Origin of the sequence: Nocardia nova NBRC 15556 (assembly GCF_001613005.1) — a bacterium.
GTDB classification, from domain to species: domain Bacteria; phylum Actinomycetota; class Actinomycetes; order Mycobacteriales; family Mycobacteriaceae; genus Nocardia; species Nocardia nova.
The window spans coordinates 78,775-103,639 of sequence record NZ_BDBN01000021.1 but is presented as its reverse complement, the minus strand read 5'-3'; the positions used below and the strand labels follow the sequence as shown (position 1 = coordinate 103,639).

30 protein-coding genes are annotated in these 24,865 nt (G+C 68.3%); 17 read left to right on the top strand and 13 right to left on the bottom strand.

Annotated elements, in window-relative coordinates; translation table 11 throughout:
• The first annotated feature begins 192 nt into the window (after nucleotides 1-192).
• The gene (locus tag NN2_RS09325; RefSeq protein WP_063012225.1) at nucleotides 193-1,053 is read left to right on the top strand and encodes an alpha/beta fold hydrolase; all 861 of its coding nucleotides are present in this window, start codon (nucleotides 193-195) and stop codon (nucleotides 1,051-1,053) included.
• Between the two features lie 71 nt (nucleotides 1,054-1,124).
• On the opposite strand, the gene NN2_RS09320 is transcribed toward NN2_RS09325, so the two are convergent.
• Both NN2_RS09320 and NN2_RS09315 read right to left on the bottom strand, forming a co-directional pair.
• On the bottom strand, nucleotides 1,125-1,703 hold the full coding sequence (locus NN2_RS09320) for an isochorismatase family protein (protein ID WP_063012316.1): 579 nt from the start codon (nucleotides 1,701-1,703) through the stop codon (nucleotides 1,125-1,127).
• 35 nt (nucleotides 1,704-1,738) lie between these two features.
• Nucleotides 1,739-3,052 (bottom strand): nicotinate phosphoribosyltransferase, encoded by a 1,314-nt coding sequence (locus NN2_RS09315; RefSeq protein ID WP_063012223.1) that lies wholly within the window; start codon nucleotides 3,050-3,052, stop codon nucleotides 1,739-1,741.
• A 114-nt stretch (nucleotides 3,053-3,166) separates the two neighbouring features.
• Between NN2_RS09315 and clpS the strand changes: the two genes are divergently transcribed.
• From clpS to NN2_RS09265, 10 genes are all read left to right on the top strand, one after another.
• Nucleotides 3,167-3,601 carry an ATP-dependent Clp protease adapter ClpS gene (gene clpS, locus NN2_RS09310; RefSeq protein WP_369817606.1) on the top strand — a complete coding sequence of 145 codons (435 nt, stop codon included), beginning with the start codon at nucleotides 3,167-3,169 and terminating at the stop codon, nucleotides 3,599-3,601.
• 22 nt (nucleotides 3,602-3,623) lie between these two features.
• Complete coding sequence (aosR, locus tag NN2_RS09305) at nucleotides 3,624-4,193, top strand: oxidative stress transcriptional regulator AosR (RefSeq protein ID WP_063012315.1); 570 nt, start codon at nucleotides 3,624-3,626, stop codon at nucleotides 4,191-4,193.
• Nucleotides 4,194-4,236: 43 nt separating this feature from the next.
• Nucleotides 4,237-5,295 carry a P1 family peptidase gene (locus NN2_RS09300; protein WP_245658629.1) on the top strand — a complete coding sequence of 353 codons (1,059 nt, stop codon included), beginning with the start codon at nucleotides 4,237-4,239 and terminating at the stop codon, nucleotides 5,293-5,295.
• A gap of 161 nt (nucleotides 5,296-5,456) precedes the next feature.
• Entirely contained in the window at nucleotides 5,457-5,879 is a 423-nt protein-coding gene (locus NN2_RS09295; RefSeq protein ID WP_030516111.1) for a M67 family metallopeptidase, read from the top strand.
• Between the two features lie 47 nt (nucleotides 5,880-5,926).
• On the top strand, nucleotides 5,927-6,211 hold the full coding sequence (locus NN2_RS09290; RefSeq protein WP_063012219.1) for a MoaD/ThiS family protein: 285 nt from the start codon (nucleotides 5,927-5,929) through the stop codon (nucleotides 6,209-6,211).
• Between the two features lie 5 nt (nucleotides 6,212-6,216).
• Nucleotides 6,217-7,179 carry a PLP-dependent cysteine synthase family protein gene (locus NN2_RS09285; RefSeq protein WP_063012217.1) on the top strand — a complete coding sequence of 321 codons (963 nt, stop codon included), beginning with the start codon at nucleotides 6,217-6,219 and terminating at the stop codon, nucleotides 7,177-7,179.
• 99 nt (nucleotides 7,180-7,278) lie between these two features.
• On the top strand, nucleotides 7,279-8,055 hold the full coding sequence (locus NN2_RS09280) for a rhomboid family intramembrane serine protease (RefSeq protein ID WP_082856847.1): 777 nt from the start codon (nucleotides 7,279-7,281) through the stop codon (nucleotides 8,053-8,055).
• Nucleotides 8,056-8,124: 69 nt separating this feature from the next.
• Entirely contained in the window at nucleotides 8,125-8,889 is a 765-nt protein-coding gene (locus NN2_RS09275; RefSeq protein WP_063012215.1) for a cyclic nucleotide-degrading phosphodiesterase, read from the top strand.
• A 76-nt stretch (nucleotides 8,890-8,965) separates the two neighbouring features.
• Complete coding sequence (rph, locus tag NN2_RS09270; protein WP_030516106.1) at nucleotides 8,966-9,733, top strand: ribonuclease PH; 768 nt, start codon at nucleotides 8,966-8,968, stop codon at nucleotides 9,731-9,733.
• A complete protein-coding gene (locus NN2_RS09265) occupies nucleotides 9,733-10,341 on the top strand; it encodes a non-canonical purine NTP pyrophosphatase (RefSeq protein ID WP_063012213.1) in 609 nt (202 codons plus the stop codon). The genes rph and NN2_RS09265 overlap by 1 nt, the downstream gene beginning before the upstream one ends.
• Before the next feature lie 14 nt (nucleotides 10,342-10,355).
• Here the strand turns inward: NN2_RS09265 and NN2_RS09260 are convergent, their stop codons facing one another.
• The 3 genes from NN2_RS09260 to NN2_RS09250 form a co-directional block, all read right to left on the bottom strand.
• Nucleotides 10,356-10,763: a DUF3817 domain-containing protein gene (locus tag NN2_RS09260; protein WP_063012211.1), complete on the bottom strand. Its 408-nt coding sequence runs from the start codon at nucleotides 10,761-10,763 to the stop codon at nucleotides 10,356-10,358.
• A complete protein-coding gene (locus NN2_RS09255) occupies nucleotides 10,760-11,233 on the bottom strand; it encodes a hypothetical protein (protein ID WP_063012209.1) in 474 nt (157 codons plus the stop codon). Before NN2_RS09255 ends, NN2_RS09260 begins: the two co-directional genes overlap by 4 nt.
• A 64-nt stretch (nucleotides 11,234-11,297) precedes the next feature.
• A complete protein-coding gene (locus NN2_RS09250) occupies nucleotides 11,298-12,173 on the bottom strand; it encodes an oxidoreductase (protein WP_063012207.1) in 876 nt (291 codons plus the stop codon).
• Between the two features lie 231 nt (nucleotides 12,174-12,404).
• On the opposite strand from NN2_RS09250, the gene NN2_RS09245 reads away from it, so the two are divergent.
• Nucleotides 12,405-14,438, top strand: coding sequence for an MDR family MFS transporter (locus NN2_RS09245; RefSeq protein ID WP_063012205.1), 2,034 nt, complete (start codon nucleotides 12,405-12,407; stop codon nucleotides 14,436-14,438).
• A 55-nt stretch (nucleotides 14,439-14,493) separates the two neighbouring features.
• On the opposite strand, the gene NN2_RS09240 is transcribed toward NN2_RS09245, so the two are convergent.
• Entirely contained in the window at nucleotides 14,494-15,702 is a 1,209-nt protein-coding gene (locus tag NN2_RS09240) for an FAD-dependent monooxygenase (RefSeq protein ID WP_063012203.1), read from the bottom strand.
• A gap of 187 nt (nucleotides 15,703-15,889) precedes the next feature.
• The gene (locus NN2_RS09235) at nucleotides 15,890-16,549 is read right to left on the bottom strand and encodes a PadR family transcriptional regulator (RefSeq protein ID WP_063012201.1); all 660 of its coding nucleotides are present in this window, start codon (nucleotides 16,547-16,549) and stop codon (nucleotides 15,890-15,892) included.
• A 142-nt stretch (nucleotides 16,550-16,691) separates the two neighbouring features.
• On the opposite strand from NN2_RS09235, the gene NN2_RS09230 reads away from it, so the two are divergent.
• A complete protein-coding gene (locus NN2_RS09230) occupies nucleotides 16,692-17,306 on the top strand; it encodes an NAD-dependent epimerase/dehydratase family protein (protein ID WP_063012199.1) in 615 nt (204 codons plus the stop codon).
• A 31-nt stretch (nucleotides 17,307-17,337) separates the two neighbouring features.
• Here the strand turns inward: NN2_RS09230 and NN2_RS09225 are convergent, their stop codons facing one another.
• Entirely contained in the window at nucleotides 17,338-18,123 is a 786-nt protein-coding gene (locus tag NN2_RS09225; RefSeq protein ID WP_063012311.1) for a helix-turn-helix domain-containing protein, read from the bottom strand.
• A gap of 85 nt (nucleotides 18,124-18,208) precedes the next feature.
• Between NN2_RS09225 and NN2_RS09220 the strand changes: the two genes are divergently transcribed.
• The gene (locus NN2_RS09220) at nucleotides 18,209-18,646 is read left to right on the top strand and encodes a hypothetical protein (RefSeq protein ID WP_063012197.1); all 438 of its coding nucleotides are present in this window, start codon (nucleotides 18,209-18,211) and stop codon (nucleotides 18,644-18,646) included.
• A gap of 41 nt (nucleotides 18,647-18,687) precedes the next feature.
• Entirely contained in the window at nucleotides 18,688-19,347 is a 660-nt protein-coding gene (locus tag NN2_RS09215) for a pentapeptide repeat-containing protein (protein WP_063012195.1), read from the top strand.
• Here NN2_RS09215 and NN2_RS09210 read toward each other — a convergent pair.
• The gene (locus NN2_RS09210) at nucleotides 19,344-20,084 is read right to left on the bottom strand and encodes a VIT1/CCC1 transporter family protein (protein WP_036524962.1); all 741 of its coding nucleotides are present in this window, start codon (nucleotides 20,082-20,084) and stop codon (nucleotides 19,344-19,346) included. The genes NN2_RS09215 and NN2_RS09210 overlap by 4 nt on opposite strands.
• Nucleotides 20,085-20,184: 100 nt before the next feature.
• Between NN2_RS09210 and NN2_RS09205 the strand changes: the two genes are divergently transcribed.
• A complete protein-coding gene (locus NN2_RS09205; protein WP_063012193.1) occupies nucleotides 20,185-20,832 on the top strand; it encodes a class I SAM-dependent methyltransferase in 648 nt (215 codons plus the stop codon).
• On the opposite strand, the gene NN2_RS09200 is transcribed toward NN2_RS09205, so the two are convergent.
• The gene (locus tag NN2_RS09200; RefSeq protein ID WP_245008002.1) at nucleotides 20,804-21,766 is read right to left on the bottom strand and encodes an MBL fold metallo-hydrolase; all 963 of its coding nucleotides are present in this window, start codon (nucleotides 21,764-21,766) and stop codon (nucleotides 20,804-20,806) included. The genes NN2_RS09205 and NN2_RS09200 overlap by 29 nt on opposite strands.
• 22 nt (nucleotides 21,767-21,788) lie before the next feature.
• Nucleotides 21,789-22,235, bottom strand: coding sequence for a MarR family winged helix-turn-helix transcriptional regulator (locus NN2_RS09195; RefSeq protein ID WP_063910718.1), 447 nt, complete (start codon nucleotides 22,233-22,235; stop codon nucleotides 21,789-21,791).
• Nucleotides 22,236-22,329: 94 nt separating this feature from the next.
• On the opposite strand from NN2_RS09195, the gene NN2_RS09190 reads away from it, so the two are divergent.
• Nucleotides 22,330-23,274: a phosphotransferase gene (locus NN2_RS09190; protein ID WP_063012189.1), complete on the top strand. Its 945-nt coding sequence runs from the start codon at nucleotides 22,330-22,332 to the stop codon at nucleotides 23,272-23,274.
• A 3-nt stretch (nucleotides 23,275-23,277) separates the two neighbouring features.
• Here NN2_RS09190 and NN2_RS09185 read toward each other — a convergent pair whose 3' ends face one another.
• Both NN2_RS09185 and NN2_RS37685 read right to left on the bottom strand, forming a co-directional pair.
• The gene (locus NN2_RS09185) at nucleotides 23,278-23,844 is read right to left on the bottom strand and encodes a YbhB/YbcL family Raf kinase inhibitor-like protein (RefSeq protein ID WP_063012187.1); all 567 of its coding nucleotides are present in this window, start codon (nucleotides 23,842-23,844) and stop codon (nucleotides 23,278-23,280) included.
• Entirely contained in the window at nucleotides 23,841-24,743 is a 903-nt protein-coding gene (locus NN2_RS37685) for a CE1 family esterase (RefSeq protein ID WP_063012185.1), read from the bottom strand. The genes NN2_RS09185 and NN2_RS37685 overlap by 4 nt, the downstream gene beginning before the upstream one ends.
• Nucleotides 24,744-24,865 lie beyond the last annotated feature (122 nt).

The window sequence follows — 24,865 nt, the reverse complement described above, 5'->3', positions numbered from 1 at the left end:
TGCCGACAATCGACCCGACCGGCGGCGGTCGCCCGTGCCTGCCCGCTCCCGTCCGCGCGAGGTTGTGCACAGGCCGGCGGTTGTCCACAGGGGCCGTCGCGGTGACGCCGGATCCGGTGGCCGCGTCCGGGACGGCCAGTAGGGTTGGCGGTAATCCGCATCAGGGGGTGCGGTACGGGGAAGGAGACGCGCGTGGAGCCGGATTACCGCACCTGGATCGCCGGGGGTTCACACCTGGAACTGAGTGGCCACCGGATCTTCCACCGGCAGGACGGCCCGATCGACGGGCGGCCGGTGACGCTGCTGCACGGATATCCGACGTCCTCGCACGACTGGGTCTCGATCCTGCCCGCCCTCACCGAATCCGGCTGCCGGGTAACGACTCTGGATTTCCTCGGCTTCGGTGCCAGCGACAAACCGCGCGGGCACGAGTACCGGATGACCGAACAGGCCACGCTGGTCGAACAGCTCTGGCAGCGGCTCGGAATCACCGGCACCGCGCTCGTGGCACACGATTACGGGGTCAGCGTGGCACAGGAGTTACTGGCCCGCGACAGTACGCGGGTACAGCGGATGGCCTGGCTCAACGGCGGCCTGTACCCGGACCTGTACCGGCCCTTGCCGATTCAGCATCTGATGACCACCCCGATCGGCAAGATACTGAATCCGCTCATGTCGGAGACGACCTTCCGGATGACCCTGCGCAAGATCCTGGGGCGCCCGGTCCCCGATGCCGATCTGCATCAGATGTGGCTGGCGATGACCGACGGCGGCGGTAAGCACGTGCAATGGGCGCTCAATCGCTACCACGCCGAGCGCCGGGCCAATGCCGAACGCTGGCAGCAGGCGCTCGAAACGTATTCCGGGCCCACGCTTTTCGTATGGGGTCCGGCCGATCCGATCAGTGGCGGCCATCTCCTTCCCCGCCTGCGGGAACGGCTGCCGGGAGCGCGCTTCGAAGTGCTGGACGAACCGCCCGCGACGGGTCACTATCCCCAAGTCGAGAACCCCGAGGCGGTGGCCGGTGCGCTGGTCGGCTTCCTGGCCGGCTGAGGTCGGGCGGGGCCGAAGTCCGGTCCGCCCGGGACCGCGGGGCGGGTCGGGTCAGTTCAGCGAGGCTCAGTTCAGTTCAGTTCAGGGACCTGTCCGGACAACTCGACACCAGCCGCACGCAGACGATCCAGCGCGATCTGCGTCGTCTCCGCCGACACCGCCGCGGTGAGATCGAGTAGAACCCGCGTGGACAGACCCGCCGCGCGGGCGTCGGCGGCGGTGGCGCGGACACAGTGGTCTGTGGCGATGCCACAGACGTCCACCGCGTCGATGCCCTTGGCGCGCAACCACTCCGCCAATCCGACCGCCTCTTCGGTCGCCCCTTCGAAGCCGGAATAGGCGGCACTGTAGGCGCCCTTGGAGAACACCGCCTCGAAATGTGTGGTCTCCAGGTTCGGGTGGAAATCCGCACCCGGGGTGCCGGCGGCGCAATGACGCGGCCAGGTGTCCACGAAGTCGGGCCGATCGGAGAAGTGGCCGCCCGGATCGATGTGCAGATCGCGGGTGGCGGCGATGGCGGCATAGTCGTCGCCCCGGGCAACCAGATACTCGCTGATCTGCCGGGCCACCGCGGCGCCGCCCGCGACCGCGAGGGAGCCGCCCTCGCAGAAGTCGTTCTGCACATCGACGACGATGAGTGCTCTACCCATCTCCCGCACCTCGTTTCGCGCCGGTTGCCTCTCCTTCATTGTAGGAATGTGGTCGCGACAGCCGGTTCGCCCGCGGACAATTTCAAACCTTCCCAGGGGAGGCTGACCAGGCCGCGTGCCACCAACTCCCGGCTGCCGGCCAGGTCCGGTGAATCGGCTGCCGGCTCGCCTTTGCGAATGAGCGGAATCAGCAGATCCCGCACCTCGTACCCGTTGCCGGTGGGTCGGGGTGCCGCGGCCGGATACACGATCTCCTCGACGATGGTGCCGGTGTCGCGGGACAGTCGCACGGCGCGCTTGGTACCGCCTCGCGACTGTTTGTGACTACTGCGCTTGGCCACCGGTACGCCCTCGACTTCCACCAGCTTGTAGACCATTCCGGCGGTCGGCGCGCCCGACCCGGTGACCAGGGAGGTGCCCACGCCGTAGACGTCGACCGGTTCGGCGCGCAGGGCGGCGATCGCGTATTCGTCCAGATCGCCGGACACCACGATCCGGGTGTGTTTCGCGCCGAGGGTGTCGAGCTGATCGCGCACCTGCCGCGCCAGGACGCCCAGGTCGCCGGAATCGATACGCACACCGCCCAATTCGGGCCCGGCCACCTCGATGGCCCGGGCCACCCCGGCGGTGATGTCGAAGGTGTCCACCAGCAGTGTGGTTCCGATGCCCAGCGCGTCGACCTGACTGCGGAACGCCGCCGCCTCGTGCTGCCCGTCCGGTCCGCTGTGCAGCAGCGTGAAGGCGTGAGCGCTGGTGCCGGCGCCGGGAATCCCGTAGCGCCGCACCGCCTCCAGATTCGAGGTGGCGTCGAATCCGGCCAGATAGGCGGCGCGGGCGCAGGCGGGAGCGGCCAGTTCGTGGGTGCGGCGCGAACCCATCTCGATCATCCGGCGTCCCGCGGCCGCGCTGACCATCCGAGCCGCCGCGGCGGCGATCGCGCTGTCGTGGTTGAGGATCGACAGGATCAGCGTTTCCAGCACCACGCACTCGGCGAAACTGCCGCGCACCGACAGGATCGGCGAGCCGGGGAAGTAGAGATCGCCTTCCAGATAGCCGTCGATATCGCCGGTGAAGCGGAAATCGCGCAGCCATTCCAGGGTTCGCGGGTCCAGGAATCGCGCTGCCACAGCGAGTTCGGCTTCGCCGAAACGGAAGTCCCGCAACGCGGTGAGCAACCGGTCGGTACCCGCGACGACGCCGTATCGGCGGCCGTGCGGCAACCGGCGAGCGAATACCTCGAAGGTGCATTGCCGCTGGGCCGAACCGTCGGCCAGGGCGGCCGCGAGCATGGTCAGCTCGTACTGGTCGGTCAGCAGGGCGGTGCTCGCGGCGGCGGCCGATGTGTCCACGCGGCCACTGTAGACATACCGGACGCGCGGCGGCGCGGATGGCCTTCGGGACCTGCTCGGCGCGGGTGTTGTTTATCCGGAGGCGCGTCGTACTCTGAGGGTATGGGTCTGTGCATGAGAGACGCCGTCCGGATCGCCGCCGGTCCGGTCGGCGCGAACCAGGCAGCGGCGCGAGCGACGGGCCCGCAGGACACGGCATGGCCGGGGCAGTCGTGGGCGGGGCGGAGCAGCCGCGTATGCGCCGTAGCCGGACAGTTGTCGGCGGCTCAGGCCACACCGGAAACCGTCGAGGTCACCGAGATCCTGGAGGCCGAGGACCGGCCGTGGGTCACGGTGGTCTGGGACGACCCGGTGAACCTGATGCACTACGTCACCTACATCTTCCAAAAGCTGTTCGGTTACAGCAAAGCCAAGGCAACCGAACTGATGCTGCAGGTACACAACGAGGGCAAGGCGGTGGTGTCGTCGGGGTCCCGGGACAGGATGGAGCACGACGTTCAGCGTCTGCATGCCGCCGGACTCTGGGCGACCATGCAACGTGACCAGTGACCGCGACGGCTACGGTAGCCCCGTGCGCAAGTGGAGCAGGAAGAACTCGCTGAGCGGGCTCAAGCTGCGGTCGGAAATGGACCCCAGGGAGGCGGACGTTCTGCGTTCGCTGGTGGGGGCGGTAACCGGACTGCTCACCGATCGGGCCCGGTCCACCCCCGAGGACGATCTCGCGGAGCTGACCGGACTTCGCACCGGCAACAGCGCTGCGCCGGAGGACCCGCGGCTGGCGCGGCTGCTGCCCGACTTCCATCGCAAGGAACCCGGTTCCCCGGACGCCGACCGCGCCGATCTCAACAGCGCTCTGCGCAGCCTGCACGAACCCGAGATCATCGACGCGAAGGTCGCCGCCGGCACGGTGGTTCTGGAAACCCTGCCCGAGCGCGGCGGCAAGATCGTGCTCACCCCCGAACAGGCCGACGCCTGGCTGAACGCGCTCAACGACGTGCGGCTCGCGCTCGGCACCGCACTGGGCATAGATCCCGACACGCCGGACCAACTCGATCCGGACGACCCCCGCGCCCCGCACCTGGACGTCTACCACTGGCTCACCTGGATGCAGGATTCGCTGCTGCACGCCCTCGCTCCCTGACTCCGCTCTCGCCGCGCGGATGCCGACCTCTGCAGGAGGACATGTGACTTCGGTGCCGGGACCTCGCGATTCGATCACCGATGTCGCTGGTGTGCTCGTCGGCCATCATCACGAACTCGATCCGGACGCGACGCTGGGTTCGGGCGCCGCGACCGGATGCACCGTGGTGCGCGTGCCGGGCGGCGCCACCGCCTCGGTCGACGTGCGCGGCGGGGGACCGGGCACTCGCGAGACCGATCTGCTCGATCCCGGACAGACGGTGCGGCAGGGGAATGCGGTACTGCTCACCGGCGGCAGCGCCTACGGGCTGGCGGCCGCCGACGGGGTGATGCGCCGGCTGGAGGAGGACGGCGAGGGCATTCCGATGGATCCGGCCGATCCCTCGCGGGTGGTGCCGATCGTTCCGGGCGCGGTGATCTTCGATCTCCCGGTGGGGGCGTGGGATATCCGGCCGACCGCGGAATTCGGCTATCGCGCAACGGAATCGGCGAGTGCGGTGTTCGAGCGCGGCAGTGTGGGCGCCGGTACCGGCGCGCGTGCCGGTTCCCTCAAAGGCGGAATCGGCACGGCCAGTGTGCATTTCACCGCGGGCCCGGCCGCCGGTCATACCGTCGGTGCGCTGGTGGTCGCCAATCCGGTCGGCTCGGTATTCGATCCGCGGACCGGTCTGCCGTGGGGAGCGGGTACCGACGGACCGGAGCATTTCGGTCTGGCACCCGCCACGGCCGAAGCGCTGGCCCGCGCCAATGCCCTGCCGGTGAAGGGAACCGTGCTCAACACCACCATCGGTGTGGTGGCCACCGATGCCGCGCTGGATCCGGCGGGATGTCGCCGCCTCGCCGTCACCGCGCACGACGGGCTGGCCCGCGCGATCCGTCCCGCCCATTCCCCGCTGGACGGTGACACTCTGTTCGCGCTGGCCACCGGCACGGCGACCGCGGAATCGAATATCGCGCTGCCGCCCGCGTTTCCGGCGGATCTGCTGCTGCTCGACGAACTGTGCACCGCGGCCGCGGTCTGTGTGGAGCGGGCGATCGTGGACGCGGTCCTGCGGGCGAACCCGGTGGCGGGCATTCCGACCTACCGCGAGTTGTTCGGCTGAGTGGCGTCCGCACCGATCGAGGTATTTCGCCGCCCTCCGACGTGCTATATCAGGCCCGGCCGCGCGGTGGGTGGGAATAGCCGAATATCCTCGGCCGTTGACGGCAGCGATACGACCCGCGCGGGCCGGCGCGTCGTGCGGTGAGCGGAAGGATTCGAACTGTGCTGGTGATCAGGGCCGATCTCGTGGATGCGATGGTGGCGCACGCCCGCGCCGATCATCCCGACGAGGCCTGCGGTGTGATCGCCGGCGCCGAGGGCTCCGACCGTCCCGAGCGATTCGTGGCGATGATCAACGCCGAGCGCTCGCCCACCTTCTATCGATTCGACTCCGGCGAACAGCTGCGGGTCTGGCGGGAGATGGACGACCGCGACGAGGAGCCGGTGGTGATCTACCACTCGCACACCGCCACGGAGGCCTATCCGAGCCGGACGGACATCTCGTACGCCTCCGAGCCGAACGCCCACTACGTGCTGGTGTCCACCCGCGACCCGCACGAGCACGAACTGCGCAGCTACCGGATCCTCGACGGTGTGGTCACCGAGGAACCGGTGAAGATCGTGACCGAATACCCCCGGGCCTGAGCCCGACGCGTCCGCGAACCAGGCGACCAGAAGAAACAGGAGCACCCATGTCGGTAACCGTGTCCATCCCGACCATCATGCGCACCCTCACCGGAGGTGAGAAGCGGGTCCAGGCGACCGGTTCCACCCTCGCCGAGGTGATCGGTGACCTCGAGACCAACTACCCCGGACTCGAACAGCGCCTGCTGTCCGACGGCAAGCTCAACCGCTACGTCAACATCTACGTCGACGACGAGGACGTGCGCTTCGCCGGTGGGCTGGAGGCCGAGGTTCCGGCCAACGGATCGGTGACCATTCTTCCTGCCGTCGCCGGCGGCGCGCTCGGCCGCTGATTTCCGTGGCACGCTACGAATCGCTGATCGAGACCCTCGGCAACACCCCGCTGGTGGGTCTGCGGACGCTGTCGCCCAAATGGGACGGTGACGACCACGTCCGGCTGTGGGCCAAACTCGAGGACCGCAACCCGACCGGGTCGATCAAGGACCGGCCCGCCCTGCGCATGATCGAACAGGCCGAGGCCGACGGCACGCTGCGGCCCGGCTGCACGATTCTGGAGCCGACCAGTGGCAATACCGGCATCTCGCTGGCCATGGCAGCCAAGCTCAAGGGCTATCGCCTGGTCTGTGTGATGCCGGAGAACACTTCGGTCGAGCGGCGGCAGCTGCTGACCATGTTCGGCGCCGAAATCATCGACTCGCCGGCCGCCGGTGGTTCCAACCAGGCCGTCGCGAAGGCCAAGCGGATCGCCGCCGAACATCCCGACTGGGTGATGCTGTACCAGTACGGCAATCCCGCCAATGCCGACGCGCACTATCAGGGCACCGGCCCGGAAATCCTGGCGGACCTTCCGGAGATCACCCACTTCGTCGCCGGTCTGGGCACCACCGGGACTCTGATGGGAACCGGTCGTTACCTGCGCGAGAAGGTCGCGGAGATCGATATCGTGGCCGCCGAGCCGCGATACGGCGAACTGGTCTACGGCTTGCGCAACATCGACGAGGGCTTCATTCCGGAGCTCTACGACGAATCGGTGCTGACCTCGCGGTTCTCCGTCGGGCCCTACGACGCGGTGCGGCGCACCCGGGAGCTGGTACTGGAGGAGGGCATCTTCGCCGGCATCTCCACCGGTGCGATCCTGCACGCCGCCCTCGGTGTGGGCAACAAGGCGTTGCGCGCGGGCAAGCGGGCCGATATCGCGTTCGTGGTGGCCGACGGTGGTTGGAAATACCTGTCGACCGGCGCGTACGACGGCACGCTCGAGGATGCCGAGGAACGGCTCGAAGGCCAGCTCTGGGCGTAATCCCGGTGGACCGGCCGCAGCGCCGGTCCGAGTCCGGTTCCTCGCCGCAGCGGTACCGTTGAGGGCGAGCGACCGGACGGCCGGTCTCGCGAGGAGGTGATGGCGGTGGCCGAGCAGATGGGCCCGTCCTTCGACCCGGATCGGATTGCCGCGCTGCGGGCCGAACTGCAGAAGTCCGCGGGAAAACCCGCCGGTTCCGTACCGCCCGGTTCGCAATCTCCCTCGCCGCGGCCCGTTCCCGCCACGCCGGCATCCGAGGCCGGACGCACCGCCGCGCTGAAGTTGTTGTGGCAGCGGGCGATTGCGATGACCCTCAGCTTCGTGGCGCTGCTGTACGCGGTCGAGGGGGTCGACACCGTCTCGAACCACGACCTCGACGGTGCGGGGGTGCGGCCCCGGACGGCCGCGGGTCTGGAGGGCATCGTCTTCGCCCCCGTCCTGCACGCGAATTGGGCGCATCTGATCGGCAACACCCTGCCGGTGATCGTGCTCGGCCTGCTGACGTTGCTCACCGGGATCGGTCGCGGTCTGGCCGCCACCGCCATCGTCTGGATCGTGGCCGGGATCGGCACCTGGCTCACCGGGGCGAGCGGTTCGGTGCATATCGGCGCCTCGGTCCTGGTGTTCGGCTGGCTCACCTATCTGATCTCGCGCGGCCTGTTCACCCGCAACCTGTGGCAGATCCTCGTGGGCGTCGTCGTGGGTCTGCTCTACGGCTCGATTTTGTGGGGTGTGCTGCCCGGACAGTCCGGAATCTCTTGGCAAGGGCATCTTTTCGGTGCGTTGGGTGGACTGCTGGCCGGCTGGGTACTCTCATCGAATGAACGTCGTCATCGTCGCGGGGAGAGTGCCGGCCGCCTCGCATCGTCGGGGTGACTGCGGAACCCGGCCGGCGATTTGGGGGATCCCCAGTTGAGTGAGAATGCAGCGTGGCAGCATGGGGGAATGCGCCTCACCGTCCTCGGGTGTTCGGGCAGTGTGTCCGGCCCGGATTCCCCTGCGTCGGGCTATTTGCTGACCGGTCCGGATATGACCCCCACCGTGATCGATTTCGGTCCCGGCGTGCTGGGTGCGTTGCAGCGCCACCTGGATCCCGGCGAGGTCGACATCTTCCTCACCCACCTGCACGCCGATCACTGCCTGGACCTGCCCGGATTGCTGGTGTGGCGGCGGTATCACCCGAACCCGCCGACCGGGAAGGCCATCGTGCAGGGCCCCTCGGATTCGGCGCTGCGAATCGGCAACGCCTCGGCCGAGATCGGCGGCGAATGCGACGACTGGTCCGACGTGATCGATATGCGCCCCTGGGAGGAGGGCGCCGAGGTGCGCTTCGGCCCCGGCCACACGGTGGTCGCCCGCCGGATGTACCACCCGCCGGAGTCCTACGGCCTGCGCATCACCACCGCCACCGGCCGCACCCTGGTCTACACGGGTGACACCGCCTTGTGCCCCGCCGTTTTCGAACTCGCGGAGGGTGCCGACATCCTGCTGTCGGAAGCCTCGTGGACGCACGATCCGGCCAATCGCCCACCGGGGATTCACCTTTCGGGCACCGAGGCCGGAATGATCGCAGACCGTGCGGGTGTCGGCGAACTGCTGCTCACCCACATTCCGCCGTGGACCTCGCGCGAAGATGTCATCGCCGAGGCCAAGGAGCAGTTCAGCGGGCCCGTGCACGCGGTCTCGCCGGGCGAGGTCATCGACATCTGAGCGCCGACCCCGCCGGGTGGAGATGTTGGTGCCCCGCCGGGGGAGGGGCGTCGTACCCATCCCTTAGGCTGGCGTGGTGTCTAGACGAGCCGATGGCAGAGCGGACGACGAACTCCGCGAGGTAAGGATTACCCGGGGATTCACCACGCATCCGGCGGGTTCGGTACTGGTCGAATTCGGTCAGACGCGGGTGATGTGCACCGCGAGCGTCACCGAGGGCGTGCCCCCGTGGCGGCGCGACTCCGGATTGGGCTGGCTCACAGCCGAATACGCGATGCTGCCGGCCGCCACTCACACCCGCAGCGGGCGCGAATCGGTGAAGGGCAAGGTCGGCGGGCGCACCCAGGAGATCAGCCGTCTGGTCGGCCGGTCGCTGCGGGCGTGCATCGACCTGGCCGCGATCGGCGAGAACACCATCGCCCTCGACTGCGATGTCCTGCAGGCCGACGGCGGCACCCGCACCGCGGCGATCACCGGCGCTTACGTGGCGCTGGCGGATGCGATCACCTACCTCGGAGCCGCCGGCCGCCTGGCCGATCCGCAGCCGATCTCGTGCATGATCGCCGCGGTCAGCGTCGGTGTGGTGGACGGGCGGGTGCGCCTGGACCTGCCGTACGAGGAGGATTCGCGCGCCGAGGTCGATATGAACGTGGTCGCCACCGACACCGGCACCCTGGTCGAGATCCAGGGCACCGGCGAGGGCGCCACCTTCCCCCGCTCGACCCTGGACAAGCTGCTGGATTCCGCGCTGGCCGGCTGTGAGCAGCTGTTCGAGGTCCAGAAGCAGGCGCTCGCGCTGCCGTATCCGGGACATCTGCCCGAGCCGGGCGAGAAGAGGAAGTAATGGCGCGCCGGGTACTGGTGGCCAGTCGCAACGCGAAGAAGCTCGGCGAATTGCGCCGCATCCTCGCCGAGGCGGGCGTCGCGGGTCTGGAGATCATCGGCCTGGACGAGGTGCCGCCGTTCCCGGAGGCCCCCGAAACGGGTGCGACCTTCGAGGAAAATGCTCTCGCCAAGGCTCGCGACGGTGCGACGGCCACCGGATTGCCTTGTGTGGCAGACGATTCCGGCCTCGCGGTCGACGCTCTCAACGGTATGCCGGGCGTGCTGTCCGCGCGCTGGGCGGGCCGCCACGGCGACGACGCGGCCAACAACGAGCTGCTGCTCGCCCAGCTGGGAGACGTCCCCGACGAACGCCGCGGCGCCCGCTTCGTCTCGGCCTGCGCCCTGGTCGCCGACGGCCGTGAGGTCGTCACCCTCGGCCAATGGCCGGGCAGGATCGCGCGAAAGCCGGTCGGCGACGGCGGTTTCGGCTACGACCCCTTGTTCGTCCCGGCCGGCGGGTCGGTCTCGGCGGCCCAGCTCACTCCGGCGGACAAGGACGCCGCCTCCCACCGCGGCCGAGCCCTGCGCGCCCTGCTCCCGGCACTGGCCGAACTCGCCGAGTCCTGAGCGCGCCGAGCGGCTCAGCTCAAGAACTCGGCTCGGACCTGGCGGGTGCGGTAGTGCTCGCAGACGAAGGACAGGAACGGGATGGTTCCGGCGAGCGCGGTGATCACCAGCGTCAGCGGCTTCCAGCGCGTCTTGATGCCCAGGTCGATGGTGAACACCAGGTACAGCATGTAGAAGATGCCGTGGATCTGGCCGATGTAGAACAGCCAGTGCGGCGCCTTGCTGCTGTCGTCGAGCAGCAGGTACTTGTACACCATCTCCGCGCACAACAGCAGCAGCCAGACACCGGTGATGTAGGCGAGCACGCGGTAGCGGGTCAGCGCCGACCGGATGCGGCCGGTGTCGCGGGCCGCGGGGGCGGGCGTGCCGGCCGGTGCCGGTGTGGTGGTGGCGGCCGGGGTGGTGGGGCGGTCGGCGCTCAACCGGCTCTCCTCTCGATGTCGGGGCCGTCGAGCCCCACGGCGTGCATCCGCTCGCGCACATCCTGTGCGTGCAGATCGGCAAGGTATTTGTTGTATTCGGCCAGCACCGGGTCGTCGTCGCGGGCGGCGGTCGGCCGTTCGGGCAGGATGCCGGCCGGGATCTCGCGCGGAGCAGCCCGTTTGGTCTTCCGCCGAGCCGGAGTCGCGGAGTCGGCCGGGCTCGATGCCTCGGCCGGTTCCGTCGCCTCGGTGTGCTCGGCGGCGGTATCGCGTTCGAGTCGCACGAACCGGAAATAGGCGAAGACCACGAATCCGGCGAACAGCGGCCACTGCAGCGCGTAACCGAGGTTCTGCGCGGTTCCGGACGAGGATTCGAACCGTCCCCACTGCCACCAGCCCAACCCCAGGCACGCCAGCGCGGCCACGACCACCAGGATGATCAGGGCCGGGCGACGATGTGGAGCGGACACGCCTACCACGGTACCCGGTCTACTACACAGGCCGTAGTGTGAGGTGCCCGGCGATCGGCGCTGGTCAGAATTTGTAGGTCACGCCGGTCAGCCGCTCGGATTCCTCCCACAGCCGCCGCTGCAGATCGGTGTTCTTCGACAGCCCGCTCGACGGTGACGGCCGCACCGGACCGCGGGAACCGAACAGCAGCGTCGGTCCCCAGTAGGTGTTCGGATCGGCGTCCGGCACGGTGGCCGCGTAGAGGCTCGACTCCGCCGCCTTGCGCGGGGAGTGCCCGGCCAATGCGATGAAGGGCTTGGCGACCTTGTCGAGCGGGGTCTCGGTCCGGGTGAACAGATCGGTGGGCGAGACGCCGGGGTGGACGGCATAGGACCGCTTGGCGGATCCGGACTCGGCCAGGCGTCGTTGCAGTTCGCGCGCGAACATCAGATTCGACAACTTCGACTGTGCGTAGGCGAGGTTGCGCTGGTAGCGGCGGTTCTCGTAGTTGAGGTCGTCGATCCACAGCTTCGGCGTCTGCCGGTGCGCGATGCTGGCGAGAGTGACCACCCGGTCGCCGATACGGTCCAGCAGCAGTCCGGTCAGCGCGAAGTGACCGAGATGGTTGACCCCCCACTGGGTTTCGAAGCCGTCCTCGGTCCGCGAGAAGGGGATGTTCATCAGTCCCGCGTTGTTGATCAGCACATCGAATTCCCCGGTGCGCTCGGCGAATTCGCGAATCGAGGCGAGATCGGCCAGATCCAGTGCGGAAACTCGGACATCACCCTCGATACCGTCGGCGACCTGCTGTGCTGTCGTGGTGTTGCGGCAGGCCATGATCACGGTCGCCCCCTTGGCGGCCAGTGCTCGGGTGGTGTGCTTGCCGATACCGCCGTTGGCTCCGGTGATCACGAACGTGCGTCCGTGCTGCGCCGGGATCTCGCTGGGATTCCACGCCATGGTGAGACCTCACTGTTTACGTTTGGGAGTAGGAGCCTCGTCGCATCCTCACCGCGTGACCTTACTCCAGAGTAAGTTCCGGCGGTAGGGTTCGGTCGCCGTGTCGTCAGGGTATCGACCATCGCTCCGGCATGGGCGATATGAATGCCGAAGATTTGCGGGTGAGGGAAGCAAGCCGGCGTATTGCCGTGTTACGCCGATCGAATCGGGCCAAGGGCACATACTGAGCTAATGTCCGGTGTCGCCGCAGTCGCCGAATCGCCCGCACCCGTGAGCCATACCCGCGTCAACGTCGTCTTCGCCACCGTCGTGCTGGGGATGTTGATGGCCGCGCTCGACCAGACCATCGTGTCGACCGCGTTGCCGACCATCGTCGCCGACCTGGGTGGCGCCGGGCATATGGCCTGGGTCGTGACGGCGTATCTGCTGGCCGAGGCCGTCGCCACCGCGCTGGCGGGAAAATTCGGCGACCTGTTCGGCCGCAAACTGATCTTCCAGCTCAGCGGACTGATCTTCATCGTCGGGTCGATGGTAGCGGGGCTCGCTCACGGCATGACGCTGCTCATCGTCGCGCGCGGCATCCAGGGAGTCGGCGCGGGCGGGCTGATGGTGACCTCGATGGCGCTGATCGCCGATGTGATCCCGCTGCGTGACCGGGGCAAATATCAGGGTGCGCTGGGCGCGGTCTTCGGCATCACCACCGTGGTCGGCCCTACGCTGGGCGGGCTGTTCACCGACCATGCCAGCTGGCGCTGGTGCTTCTACGTGAACGTGCCGCTGGCGATTCTGATGATCGCCGTTGCGGCACGGGCGATTCCGTCGATCCGCGCCGCGGTGCGGCCGGTGGTCGACTACGCCGGCATCGCACTGGTCGCGATCGGCGTCAGCTGTCTGATTCTCGGACTGGAATGGGGCGGCCAGGAGTATCCGTGGGGTTCGGCGACCATCATCGGACTGTTCGCGGCCGCGGTGGTCCTGCTGACAGCGTTCGTCTTCGTCGAGACCCGCGCGGCCGAGCCGATGCTGCCGATGCATCTGTTCCGCAGCAATGTCTTCACCGTCTGCTCGATCCTCAGCTTCATCGTCGGCTTCGCGATGCTCGGCGCGATGACCTATCTGCCGGCCTATCTGCAATACGTCAACGGTGTCTCGGCCACCGCGTCCGGACTGCGCACCCTGCCGTTGGTGGTGGGCCTGTTCACCACCTCGATCATCTCCGGCCAGGTGGTGGGCCGGACCGGCTACTACAAATACTTCCCGGTCGCGGGCACCGCGGTCATGGCGGTGGGGCTGTATCTGATGTCGACCATGGGCCGGACCACCGGCTTCTGGCTGCAATCGCTGTACATGCTGATCCTCGGTCTGGGCATCGGCCTGGCGATGCAGGTGCTGACGATCGTCGTGCAGAACACCGTCCCGTACCAGGACCTGGGCACCGCCACCTCGGGTGTCACCTTCTTCCGGACCGTCGGGTCGACCTTCGGCACCGCGATCTTCGGCACGCTCTACAGCAATCAGCTGGAACCGAATCTGCGCCAGGCGCTCACCGAGGTGCCCGGGGTGCCGCCCGCGGTGGCGCAGAGTCCGCAACTGTTGCACCAGCTTCCGTACGCCCAGGCGATCCCGATCATCGACGCCTATGCCGACACCATCGATTACGTCTTCCGCTGGGTGGTGCCGGTGGCCGTGGTCGGTTTCGTCGTGGCGTGGTTCCTGAAGCAGGTTCCATTGCGCGACAGCGTCCGCGCGGAGGCGGCCGATGTGGGCGGCGGTTTCTCGGTGCCCGATTCTCCGGATCGTATTGTCCGCCTGGAGCATTCGCTGGCGAACGTGCTGCGCAGACTGCGCGACGACGAGCTGCCCGATCCGCAGATCCTGGCGGCCGCGGACAGTCCGCTCGGCCGGGATCAGGCCTGGGCCATCGGGCAGGTGAAGATGTTGCAGCGCGCCCGCGGTTCGGCCGAGCTCGCGGCGGTGGCGCGAGCGCACTGGATGCCGCCGGAAGTGCTGGAACCGGTGTACGACAAGGCAGTGCGATCCGGCTACATCGAATTCGACGGCGACCGAATGGATCTGACCGCGAGTGGCCAGGCCGAGTACGACCGCATTCTCGCCGCTTGGCGCAAATGGCTGTGCCGCTATCTCGACGATTGGGATTGCGCCGACCCGGACGATCGCGCACTCTTCGATCGCGCGCTGGACAATATCGCGGCGAAACTGCTGGAGGAAGTGGAACGGCCGGAGGCGCTGCGGCTGACGGTGTGATCACCGCCGGCCGCGGCGCCCGGGCTCGATTACCTTGCCCTCCAGGTGAATACGCTCACGCGACAGCGAGTTCCGCGCGCTCGTCGACCGGCGCGTCCCAGTCGATGGTGTAGCTCTGTTCGCGGGCCATGACCTCCTCCATTTTGAAGAGTTTGGTCGCCAGCGGCATGACCAGCGGCATCATCCGGCGCATCACCGGGCCGACGGTCTTCGACTGGTTGATCTTGGCTCCCCGGGCCGCCACCTTCTCCACCCGGGGACGACGGATCCGTTCGTAGGCGGCGAAAGCCGTTGCCGGTGAATCGAAATCGCGCAGACAGCGAGCGAGTTGCACCGCGCTCTCGATCGCCATCGACGCTCCCTGGCCGGTGCTGTTGGACGGCGCGTGCACCGCGTCGCCGACCAGCACCATGCGATCGCGATACCAGTGCGGCACCGGCGGCATGATGTGCAGGCCGCCGGTGACGACCAACTCTTCCGGCCGGGTGTTGCGAACCAGTTCGGCGCCGGGGGTGTCCTCGCCGTAGACCTCGCGCAGGGTCCGCAACCACCGTTCGGCCGGGACCTCCCGCGCCTCGGTCAGCGAAAGATACTGCTTGTGGGGCAGATTGGCGCCCCAGGCGATCCGGCCGTCGGGCATCGACCAATACAGGTAGTAGGCGTTGCGACCGTAGGCGAACACCATGGTCTCCGGGGTGACCGGATGCGAGCATGCGGTGTAGGCGCCGAAACCGAGCATGCCGGTGTAGTCGGCGCCCGGGGCGTTCGGATCGATGAGCGTCCGCACGCGCGACTTGATGCCGTCGGCGCCGACGAGGATGTCGGCGGTGGCGGTGGAGCCGTCGGCGAACCGGGCGGTCACGCCGTCGCGATGTTCCTCGACGCCGACCAGGCGCTTGGAGTATTCGACCGCCACGCCGGTGTCGACGGCATGATCGTGCAGGACCTGATGCAGGGCGCTGCGATCGATCGCGTGCAGCGGTTCCAGGCCGGCGGCCGTCGGCAGCTCGATATCTTTGTGGCCCAACGACATCACGGTGCGAGTGATCGGCAGAGCGACGGCCCGCACGGCATCGCCGGCGCCGATGGTGTCCAGGGCGGCCAGGCCGTTGGGTGCGAAACCCAGGGCGCTGCCGATGTTGTAGGCCGGTCCCGGATAGGCCTCGTAGACGGTCGCCTCGATTCCGGCCTTGCGCAGGGCGGTGGCGGCGACGGGGCCGGCGACACCGCCGCCGATGACGAGGGCGGATGTGACTGCGGACATGGGAAATCTCCTCGAGTGGATGAACCCGATCCGATCCGCGCACGCGCTGCCCAGTTATCCTGAAGTTGCCATACTCGGGCTGGGTTCGCCTGCGTGAATGCGGTTCGAGAGGTAAGTGGATCGAGCTCGGCGCGGTGTTGCCGCACTGCGCCGGGCCCGGTTCGTCGGTGGATTGTCGTAGCGTGGATCAGTCGTCGGTCGGCTGTCGGAACGTCCCTCCTTCCACCATCGCGGCGACCTCGGCGGGCGGAATCTGTTCCGAGTGGGCGCGCCGCCAGAAATCGATGTCGGGGAAGGTGCCGGAGGCGAGTTCCGTACGCAGTTCGGCGACCCAGGCCGCCTCGGCCTCGAGCATCGCCACGCCGAATTCGGCCTCGACCAGGAAGAGCCGCGGCAGAAATCGTGTCTGCTCCTCGATTTCGCGGCGGCGCTCGGCGATCTCCGCCGCGAGCAGCCGGGTGCGCTCGTCGAGCAGTGTGATCACCTCGTCCGGCGGCAGCAGGGCTACGACGGACAAGCCCGCCACGAACCGATGGGGTTCGGGTTCGGGGGTCGAGATCAGTTCCCGGATCCAGTCCTCGGCCTCGGCGCGGCCGGCGTCGGTGAGCCGGTAGATCGTCCGCTCGGGCCGGGCGCCGTCGCGCTCGCTGCCGATGACCTCGACGAATCCGTGCTTCTCGAGATTCTGCACAACCGTGTAGAGCGAACCCCATTTGATGTCCATATCGCGGTCCTTGCCGCGTTCGCGCATCTGGGCCGCGATCTCGTAGCGGTGCATGGGACGTTCGATCAGCGTCGCCAGGACCGCCAAGGCCAGCAGATTGGCGACTTTCCGCTTCTCGGGCATTGCCCACACCTCCTTACTCGTCTACGAATATACGTCGACGAGTATGACTGGGCAACAGGGAGACGAACGAAGGAGCGCACGCACCGCGCAGTCGAGAGTGTCGGACCGGCCGACCGGAGTCGGGCGGTTATCGTGATTCGTCGTGCGGATCTTTGTGGCGGGCGCGACCGGAGTGCTGGGCGCCAGATTGACACCTCTGCTGGTCTCGGCCGGGTTCGAGATAGCCGGGCTCACGCGCTCGGAGTCGAAGACGTCGATGCTCACCGGCTTCGGTGCGCGGCCGGTCGTCTGCGATGTCTACGACGCGGCGGCGCTGGAACAGGCGGTACGCGATTTCGCGCCCGATCTGGTGATGCACCAGCTCACCGACCTGCCCGACGATCCCGCCGATCTGCCCGCCGGACGGGCGGCGAATTCGCGGATGCGCCGCGAGGGCACCGCGAATTTGATCGCCGCGGCACAGGCAGCGGGTGCGAAACGCTTTCTCGCCCAGAGCGTCGCGTGGGAGATGACCGGAGAGGGACAGGCCGCCAAGCAGTTCCTCGAGGATGCGGTGCTCGGGATCGGTGGCGTCGTCCTGCGCTACGGCCAGTTCTACGGTCCCGGAACCTACTATCCGGAGGACGCGGACCGGCCCGATCCGCCGCGCATTCATATCGCCGAGGCCGCGGCACGGACCGTGGTCGCGCTGGATCTGGCCTCGGGCATCTACGCGGTGACCGAAGACGGCCGCATGGATTTCGAACCGGTGCAGTAGGTTTCGGCGCCGGCCGGTCGAGCGCGATCGGTCACCCGGCGCGCCGGCGGAGCAGTTCCGCGGTGGATTCGTCGGCGGGCAGGAAGGCCTCCAGATGCAGTTCCGCCAGCGAGACGTCGGTGGCGGTGGCGAACGAGGTCAGTGTGGTGATCAAACGCAACTCGCCGGCCTCCCCGCGCAGTCGCAGCGGCACCGCGAAGCCGAGATAGCCGGGCCCGGGGTCGGTGTCCGGGAGGTAGCTCTCGAATTCGGCGACCAGTTCCTCGGCGCGCGGATCCGGTGAGTGGCGGTTGCGTGCCCGCATGGATTCGGTGACATGTCGGCCCCATTCGGCGAAGTTGACCACCCGAGGCGCCAAGCCGTCCGGATGTAATGCCAAGCGGCGCACATTGATCGGCGCGGTGAGCAGTTCGGGCGCACAGCCCTCGGTGAAGACGTCGAACGCGGCGTTCGCTTCGATCAAACATCCGTAGCGGTCGGCGATCAGCGCCGGATAGGGCATATGCCCGGACAGGATCGTGCGCAGCGCCGCGCGCACCGGAGCCAATTGCGGTGCGTCCACACCGGATTCGTCGTAGGCGGGGGCGTAGCCGGCCGTCGCCAGCAGCGCATTGCGTTCGCGCAGCGACAGTTCCAGTGATTCCGCCAGCCGCAGCACGATGGATCGGCCCGGCCGGGAGCGGCCCTGTTCGAGATAGCTGAGGTGGCGCTGCGTGGTATCGGCGCGGATGGCCAGGTCGAGCTGGCTCCACCGCCGCAGCCCCCGCCAGCGTCGCAGTTCCTGCGCGAAGGGTCCCGGTTGCGCGACTGTCGTCATGGGATCATCGTCGGCCCCGGGGTGGCGCTCCGCCATACCCTGGAGGGAATCGCGCGAGTGCGGGCCGGCGGACAGACTCGGCGGCATGAGCTACGAACCCACCGATATCGAATTGAAGAATCTGCTCGACCGCTGGGTCGGCCAGTGGAACGAACCCGATGCCGACCGGCGTCGCGCGCTGATCCGCGAGGTCTGGGCCGAGGACGGCTATCAGGTCATGGTCAATCCGCCCGAGGGCATTCGCGACACCGCCCGCCACTACGGGGTCGCCGCTCCGGCGATCGAGGTCCGCGGCTACGACGCGATGTTCACCCGTGTCACCCGGGCATACGACATGTTCGTCGCCGACGGTGAGCATGTCTTCGAGCCCGAGGGCGAGCCGGTTCGGCACGCCGGGGCCGCCGTGGCCCTGACCTGGGTGATGCGTTCGCGCGCGGACGGCACGGTCGCCGGATCCGGACTCGAGGTGCTGACCTTCGACACCGACGGGAGGGTGCGCACCGACCACCAATTCGTGAAGTGAGCCGCCGCGGGCCTGTCGGTGCGCATGTCTAGGGTGCAGGAATGCCTCGCGACCTCGCCGATCTGCCGTATGCCCCGAGTCTGACGCCGCTGCTGGAACCGCTCGCACCCGACACCGAGTACGAGCGGGTCCACCTCGACGCCACGTCCCTCGACGAGGTGTCGGCGGGCGGCTCCTGGTTCAGCGAGTCGGCGCTGACCGGTGTGGTCCTCGGCGGCGGCAGCCTGAATCACTGCCGATTCGACGACGTCTGGCTGCGCGGGGTGCGGTGGATCGGGATCGACGCCTGCGAAACTCGGTGGCTGAATGCCGAATTCGTCGACTCCGCGTGGTCGGGAGTCATCGCCGTCGACGCGCAGCTGCGTCGCATCCGGTTCGAGGGGTGCAAATTCGAATCGGTGAACTTCCGTGCGGCCACACTGCAGGACGTGACCTTCGCCGACTGCGTGTTTCGCGATACCGACTTCTCCGCCGCCACACTTCGGAAGGTCGACTTTCCCGGATCGCGGCTCGAAGGCGTCGCCCTGCACGGGGCCACCTTGAAGGACGTGGACCTGCGGGGCGCGACCGCCCTGGACCTCATCGCCGATATCGGAACGCTGAAGGGGGCGATCATCACCACACCCCAGCTGATGGAGATGGCACCCGCCTTCGCGCGGGCGGCGGGAATCATCGTGCGCGACAATCGAATCCGTGATTAGCCGCTGGATACGCCCGGAATCTGGCCGATACCGTAGGTCACGATCATGGCCAGCGCACCACCGATCACCACCCGGAGCACGGCCCGGCGTCGATTGCTGCCGCCGAGGCGCGCGCTCAGCGATCCGGTCGCGGCCAGCGCCACCAGCACGGCGGCGAAGGTCACCGGAATGCGCCAGTTCGCCGGCGGCAGCAGAATCGCCAGCAGCGGCAACAGGGCGCCGCAGGTGAACGCCAGCGCGGAGGAGAACGCGGCCTGCCACGGGTTGGTCAGCTCGTTCGGGTCCAGACCCAATTCCGCCTCGGCGTGCGCGGCGAAGGCATCGTGGGCGGTCAACTCCTGCGCGACCTGCCGCGCGGTCGCCTCCGACAGTCCTTTGTGCCGATAGATCTCGGTCAACTCGGTCAGTTCGTAATCGGGATCTTCGGCGAGCTCCCGCTTCTCCAGCGAGAGCAGGGCACGTTCGCTGTCGCGCTGGGTGCTGACCGAGACGTATTCGCCGGCAGCCATCGACAGCGCACCCGCGACCAGCCCGGCCACACCGGCGGTGAGGATGGGCGTGGTGGCCGCGGTGGCCGAGGCGACGCCCACCACCAGGCCCGCGGTCGACACGATGCCGTCGTTGGCGCCCAGCACTCCGGCCCGCAACCAGTTCAGCCGGGAGGCGAAACCGCCGCCGTGGGGTTCGTGCGGATGCTTCCAGCTTCCGGAGTCGCGCACATTGTCGGAGTCGTTCACGGATGCAGAGTAGGCCGCCGAGCGGGCCGGGTGGTGGACCTGCGCCGCAGGCGAGCCGCGTCCGCCGCCCAGGCGAGCCCGGATCGGTAGCATGCGTGCCATGAATTCCCTTGTCACACGCGCTATGTCCACGGTCGCCGAACAGCTGGGCAATCCGCACGGGGTGCTGGGCAAGGTGGTGGCGCGGATGCTGAACCGGGCCAATCGCTTCGCCATCGACGCCGCGGTCGAGGCGGCCGAGGTGGGCGCGGGACAGGCCGCGGCCGATATCGGCTTCGGTGGCGGCGTGGGGCTGTCGATCCTGTTGCGCACCGTCGGGGAGGCGGGGACCGTGCACGGCGTGGAGATCTCTCCGGATATGTCGGCGCGTGCCCGTTCTCGCTTCGCCCGCGATATCGGCACCGGCCGGTTGCGGATCGTGGAAGGCGCGCTCACCGAACTGCCGCTCGCATCGGCGAGCCTGGATGCGGTGATCACGGTGAATACCGTCTATTTCATCGACGATCTGGACCGGGCCTGCGCGGAGCTGGCGCGGGTGCTGCGCCCGGGTGGCCGGGTAGTGGTCGGCATCGGAGATCCGGCGGCGATGGCGAAGATGCCGTTCACCGCGCACGGTTTCCGGCTGCGGCCGGTCGACGAGGTATCGGGCGCGCTGCAACGAGCAGGGCTGGCGGTCGAACACCGGCAGATCGACCGGCAGCCGATTCCGGCTCATCTGCTCATCGGGCGTCCGGTTCGCGAGGACTGAGAGCCGGCAGGGCGACCACGTCGATCGCGCGACTCACGGCGCCGATCTCGTCGGGCACCGCGGCCAGGGCGATATCGACCGTGAAGCCCATGGGCGCGTCCAGCGGCCGGAGGAAATCGTCGTAGTGCATCGGCACGACGGTGGCGGGGCGCAGCCGCGTCAGGATCCGGTGCCAGTAGTCCGGCGTCACCGACCGTCCGGCCACTCCGGCGAGGAAGATGTCGACCTCGCGGTGCCGGATCGCGTCATCGATGAGATCGGCGCTGCCCTGGTGGTAGATCTCGATACCGGCCACCGCGATGTGGATGCCCCAGGTCTGTCCGCAGCCGTACGCCATCGGCGCCAGCGCCGCCAGGGATTCGCAGCTGGTGTCGCCGGGGGAGGGGATCCGGGTGCCGAAGGGGATCTTCGAATGCACGCTCGGCACGAAGGTCACCGTGAACGGTCCGAGTTCGTAGCGGCGGTACGGCTCCACCTCCACACCCCGTTCGCCGAGTCCGTGCAGGGCCATGAGATTGCGCACCGACCGTGAGCCGTAGACCGGGCAGCCGAAACGGCGCGCGAGCTCGGGAGCGTCCAGCGCGTGGTCCCAATGGCCGTGTCCGACAACAATTCCCGATACGTCACCGAGGCCTGTTAGGAAGCGGTCGATCGACGCGGGGTCGGGAAGCGCGGTGCGGCGGCGCACCACCGTCGACAACGGCACCCGGGTGAGGAACGGATCGACGAGCAGTGTCGCGCCCTCGTAGGTCATCCGATACCCGGCGGTGCCCAGCCATTCCAGTTCGAGACCGGCGGGCAGCGTCAGCGGCCGGGCTTCGAGCTCGCGCAATGCCTGCGCATCCTCGCGGTCGCGCGCGCTCTTGTTCAGGAAGTAGCGGGCATAGCCGGCGGTGTGCCGAAGCGGATCGAGCACCGTCGAGAGAGCGGACATCGGTCCATTGTGCGCCAGCGGGTCACGGATTGTCCTCGGCGAGCACCTTGTGCAGGGCGGTGGCGAGAGCGCCGAGTTCGTCGGCGCCCAGACCGGCGAAATGCTGGTCGACGACCGCGTGATGGTGGGGGGTGGCCTCGTGCAACCGCTGCCGCCCGGCCACGGTGATGGCGACGTACGCCGATCGGCCGTCCGCGGGATTGGTTTCGCGGGTGACCAGGCCGCGCGCCTCCAGTTCGGTGACCAGGCGGCTCACCCGGGTGCGACTGAGCACCATGGTCGCGCCGAGGTCGCTCATCCGCAGACGCGGCGTGCCCGCGAGTTCCACGAGCATGTCGTACCAGCTGGCGGGCATGCCGTAGCCGCGACGCAGTTGGGCATCCAGCTCCGGGCGCAGGTCGACGTACACCCGCTGCAACGCCCGCCACACCTGGACCGAGGCGGGTACTGAGCTCCCGGATTCCGGCACGCTGCCGATCTTAGACGGCCGTCATCCCGGCCGCCCGGCGTGCGCCGATCGCCGCCCGGCGATAACCGGTGGACACCGGTTCTACGATTCGGACATGGATATGCGCGCGAGCGTGGAACTTCCCCCCGGCTGGCAGGACCGGGTACGCGGCGCCCTCGCCGGCTCGCCCCGGCCGGAGTTGGCGAGTGGTTCACTGTGTCTGCTGGGCGCCGGGCTGGACAGCGTTGCGCTGCAGCTGGATTGGGCGGGACAGCCCTACGTGTTGCGTCTGCCCCAGGACCCGCACGGCGCGGAAGGAATCGCGCGCGAGGCCGGTCTGCTTCCGGAATTGGCCCCGTTGCTGCCGGTGCCGATTCCGCAATTCCTGTTCACCGCGCCGAATCCGCTGGGGCCGGGCGAGTTCTGTGTGTATCCGCTGGTACCGGGCGAATCGCTCGACGAAGAAGAATGGGCCGAGCGGGGATTGCTGCACTCCGACGCGGCGCGGACGATCGCGGAGTTGATCGATCTGATCCATTCGTTTCCGGTGGACCGGGCACGGAGCTTCGGTGTCGAGGTCACCGATCTGCGGGGTGATTTCGCCGCGGATCTGAAGGCCGTTCGCGCCGAGGTGCTTCCGTTGCTGGACGCGTCCGAGGCCGAGGAGTTGTCCGCGGCCTGGCAGCGATATCTCGACGACGACGCGAACTTCGACTTCGAACCGACCCTCATCCATGCCGATATGAGCCTGGACCATCTGTTGATCACCGACGGCGCGATCAGCGGCCTGATCGACTTCGGCGATGTGGAGATCGGCGATCCCGACTACGACCTCTGCTATCTGTACCCGGAGGCGGGGCGCGACTTCGTGCGCGAGATCCAGCGCTGTCGCGCACGGGATCTCGAGCCCGTCACCGAGAACAAGCTGCGCTTCTGGGCATGTGCCGACCCCGCCCTCGACGTACTGGACGCGATCGAACAGGGCCGCACGGACTTTCGGGACCAGCGACTGGCGGTACTGCGGCAGGCCCTGCGCAGCTATCGGCCGAACGGCGATTGAGCCTCAACGACGTTCGTAGAAACCGTCGATCCGGGCCCGGCCCACGGCCTGCGCGGCCGCCAGCACATCCCGGGGTTTCGCGTTCTCGACAGGTTTGCCCGCGGCTGTGGTGAGGGGCGCGCCGAGGGCGAACAACTGGAAGACGTACCGGTGCGGACCGTGTCCTTTGACCGGCGCGGGACCCATGTACCCGCTGCCGAAACCGGAGCGCAGCACCCGTACCCCAGGCTCGGTGGTATCGGCACGTAATGCGTTGCGTGCCAAGCTCCGCAGCGACGGCTCGAGGAGCGCGACGCAATGGACGAACGGCTTCCGCATCGGAGCGTCGGGATCCTCGACGACCAGCAGGAAGCCCGCCGCGTCGTCGGGCGCGCCGCTCCAGTTCAGCGCCGGGGACTCGTCGGCGCCACCGATTCGGTGGGAGGCATGCCGGATGTCGAGCGTGGTCTCCGGCTCGAAATCCGGACTCGTGAGCCGAAAGACGGTGTCGCTGCTCAGGTTCGGCTGATTCCACGCCAGCTCCGATGTACCGGCGCGGCGATTGGCGAGCAGTTTGCCGAGAATGCTCATCGGTTCTCCTTCTCCGACCGAGGTGGACGTAGCCGCCGCGCCGCCGGTCGCAGCAGCGGGCGGGCGAAGTGGTGGATTTCGACGGTGGCATCGAATTCCAGGGTGGATACCGCACCGGGAGCACCGGCCCACTCCTCCGGGACGGCGACACCCGGCCAGGTGTGACCGCCGCCGACTACCGTCCATGCCGTCACGGCGGTATCGCCGATGCCGTGTGCGGCGGTGACGCGTCGTGAGCCGGCGGTCGTGACGGTAGTTCGTTCGTCCGCGCATCGGTCGAGGCTCGCCCAGTGCTCGGCGGTCGCGGCGGCGCCGAGAATCCGACCGCGCGGTTCGCCGTCCGGCCCGCGGTGGCGGGAATGGCCGCCGGCGAGCGGAACCAGGGGATCGGCATCGCCGTTGATCAGCATCGCCGACACCGCGTGGGTCGGCCGCACCGCGGTCAGATCGGCGGGCAGTGCCCCGGCCACCGCGGCGAAGACGGCGACCCGTTCGCTGCATTCGAGCGCGAGACGATGGGACATGAAGGCGCCGTTGGAAATGCCGGCCACCAGCGTTCGATCGGATGCGGTCCGGAACTTCTCCGCGCACCATTCGATCAGGGTGCGCAGGAACCCCACATCGTCCACCCCGTTTTCCTCCGCGGCCGTGACGCCGCGGCCGTCCGCCCAACTGCCGTGGCAGCCGTCCGGATAGACGACACCGACACCCCATTCCTCGGCGTGATCGGCGAATCGGGTCCAGTCGTGCATGAGCAGACCGCCGCCCTCGGCATCCGGTCCCATATTCCCGTGCAACGCGACGATCAGCGGACTGTCCGGGTCCCGGGGTGGTCGCAGATGAAAGCTCCGCCGCCGGCCGTCATAGGTCAGCTCGCCCGGAATCAGTTCGGCGGTCATCGGCTCCCCTTCACGCGGCATGCCCGTTCGCCGTCGGATCAATACAGTAATACTGCGCAGCTCTGTCGGAACGGCGCGAGGCCGCCTGGGATGAGATCGGGGGAGATCTCCGGGACTTTCCC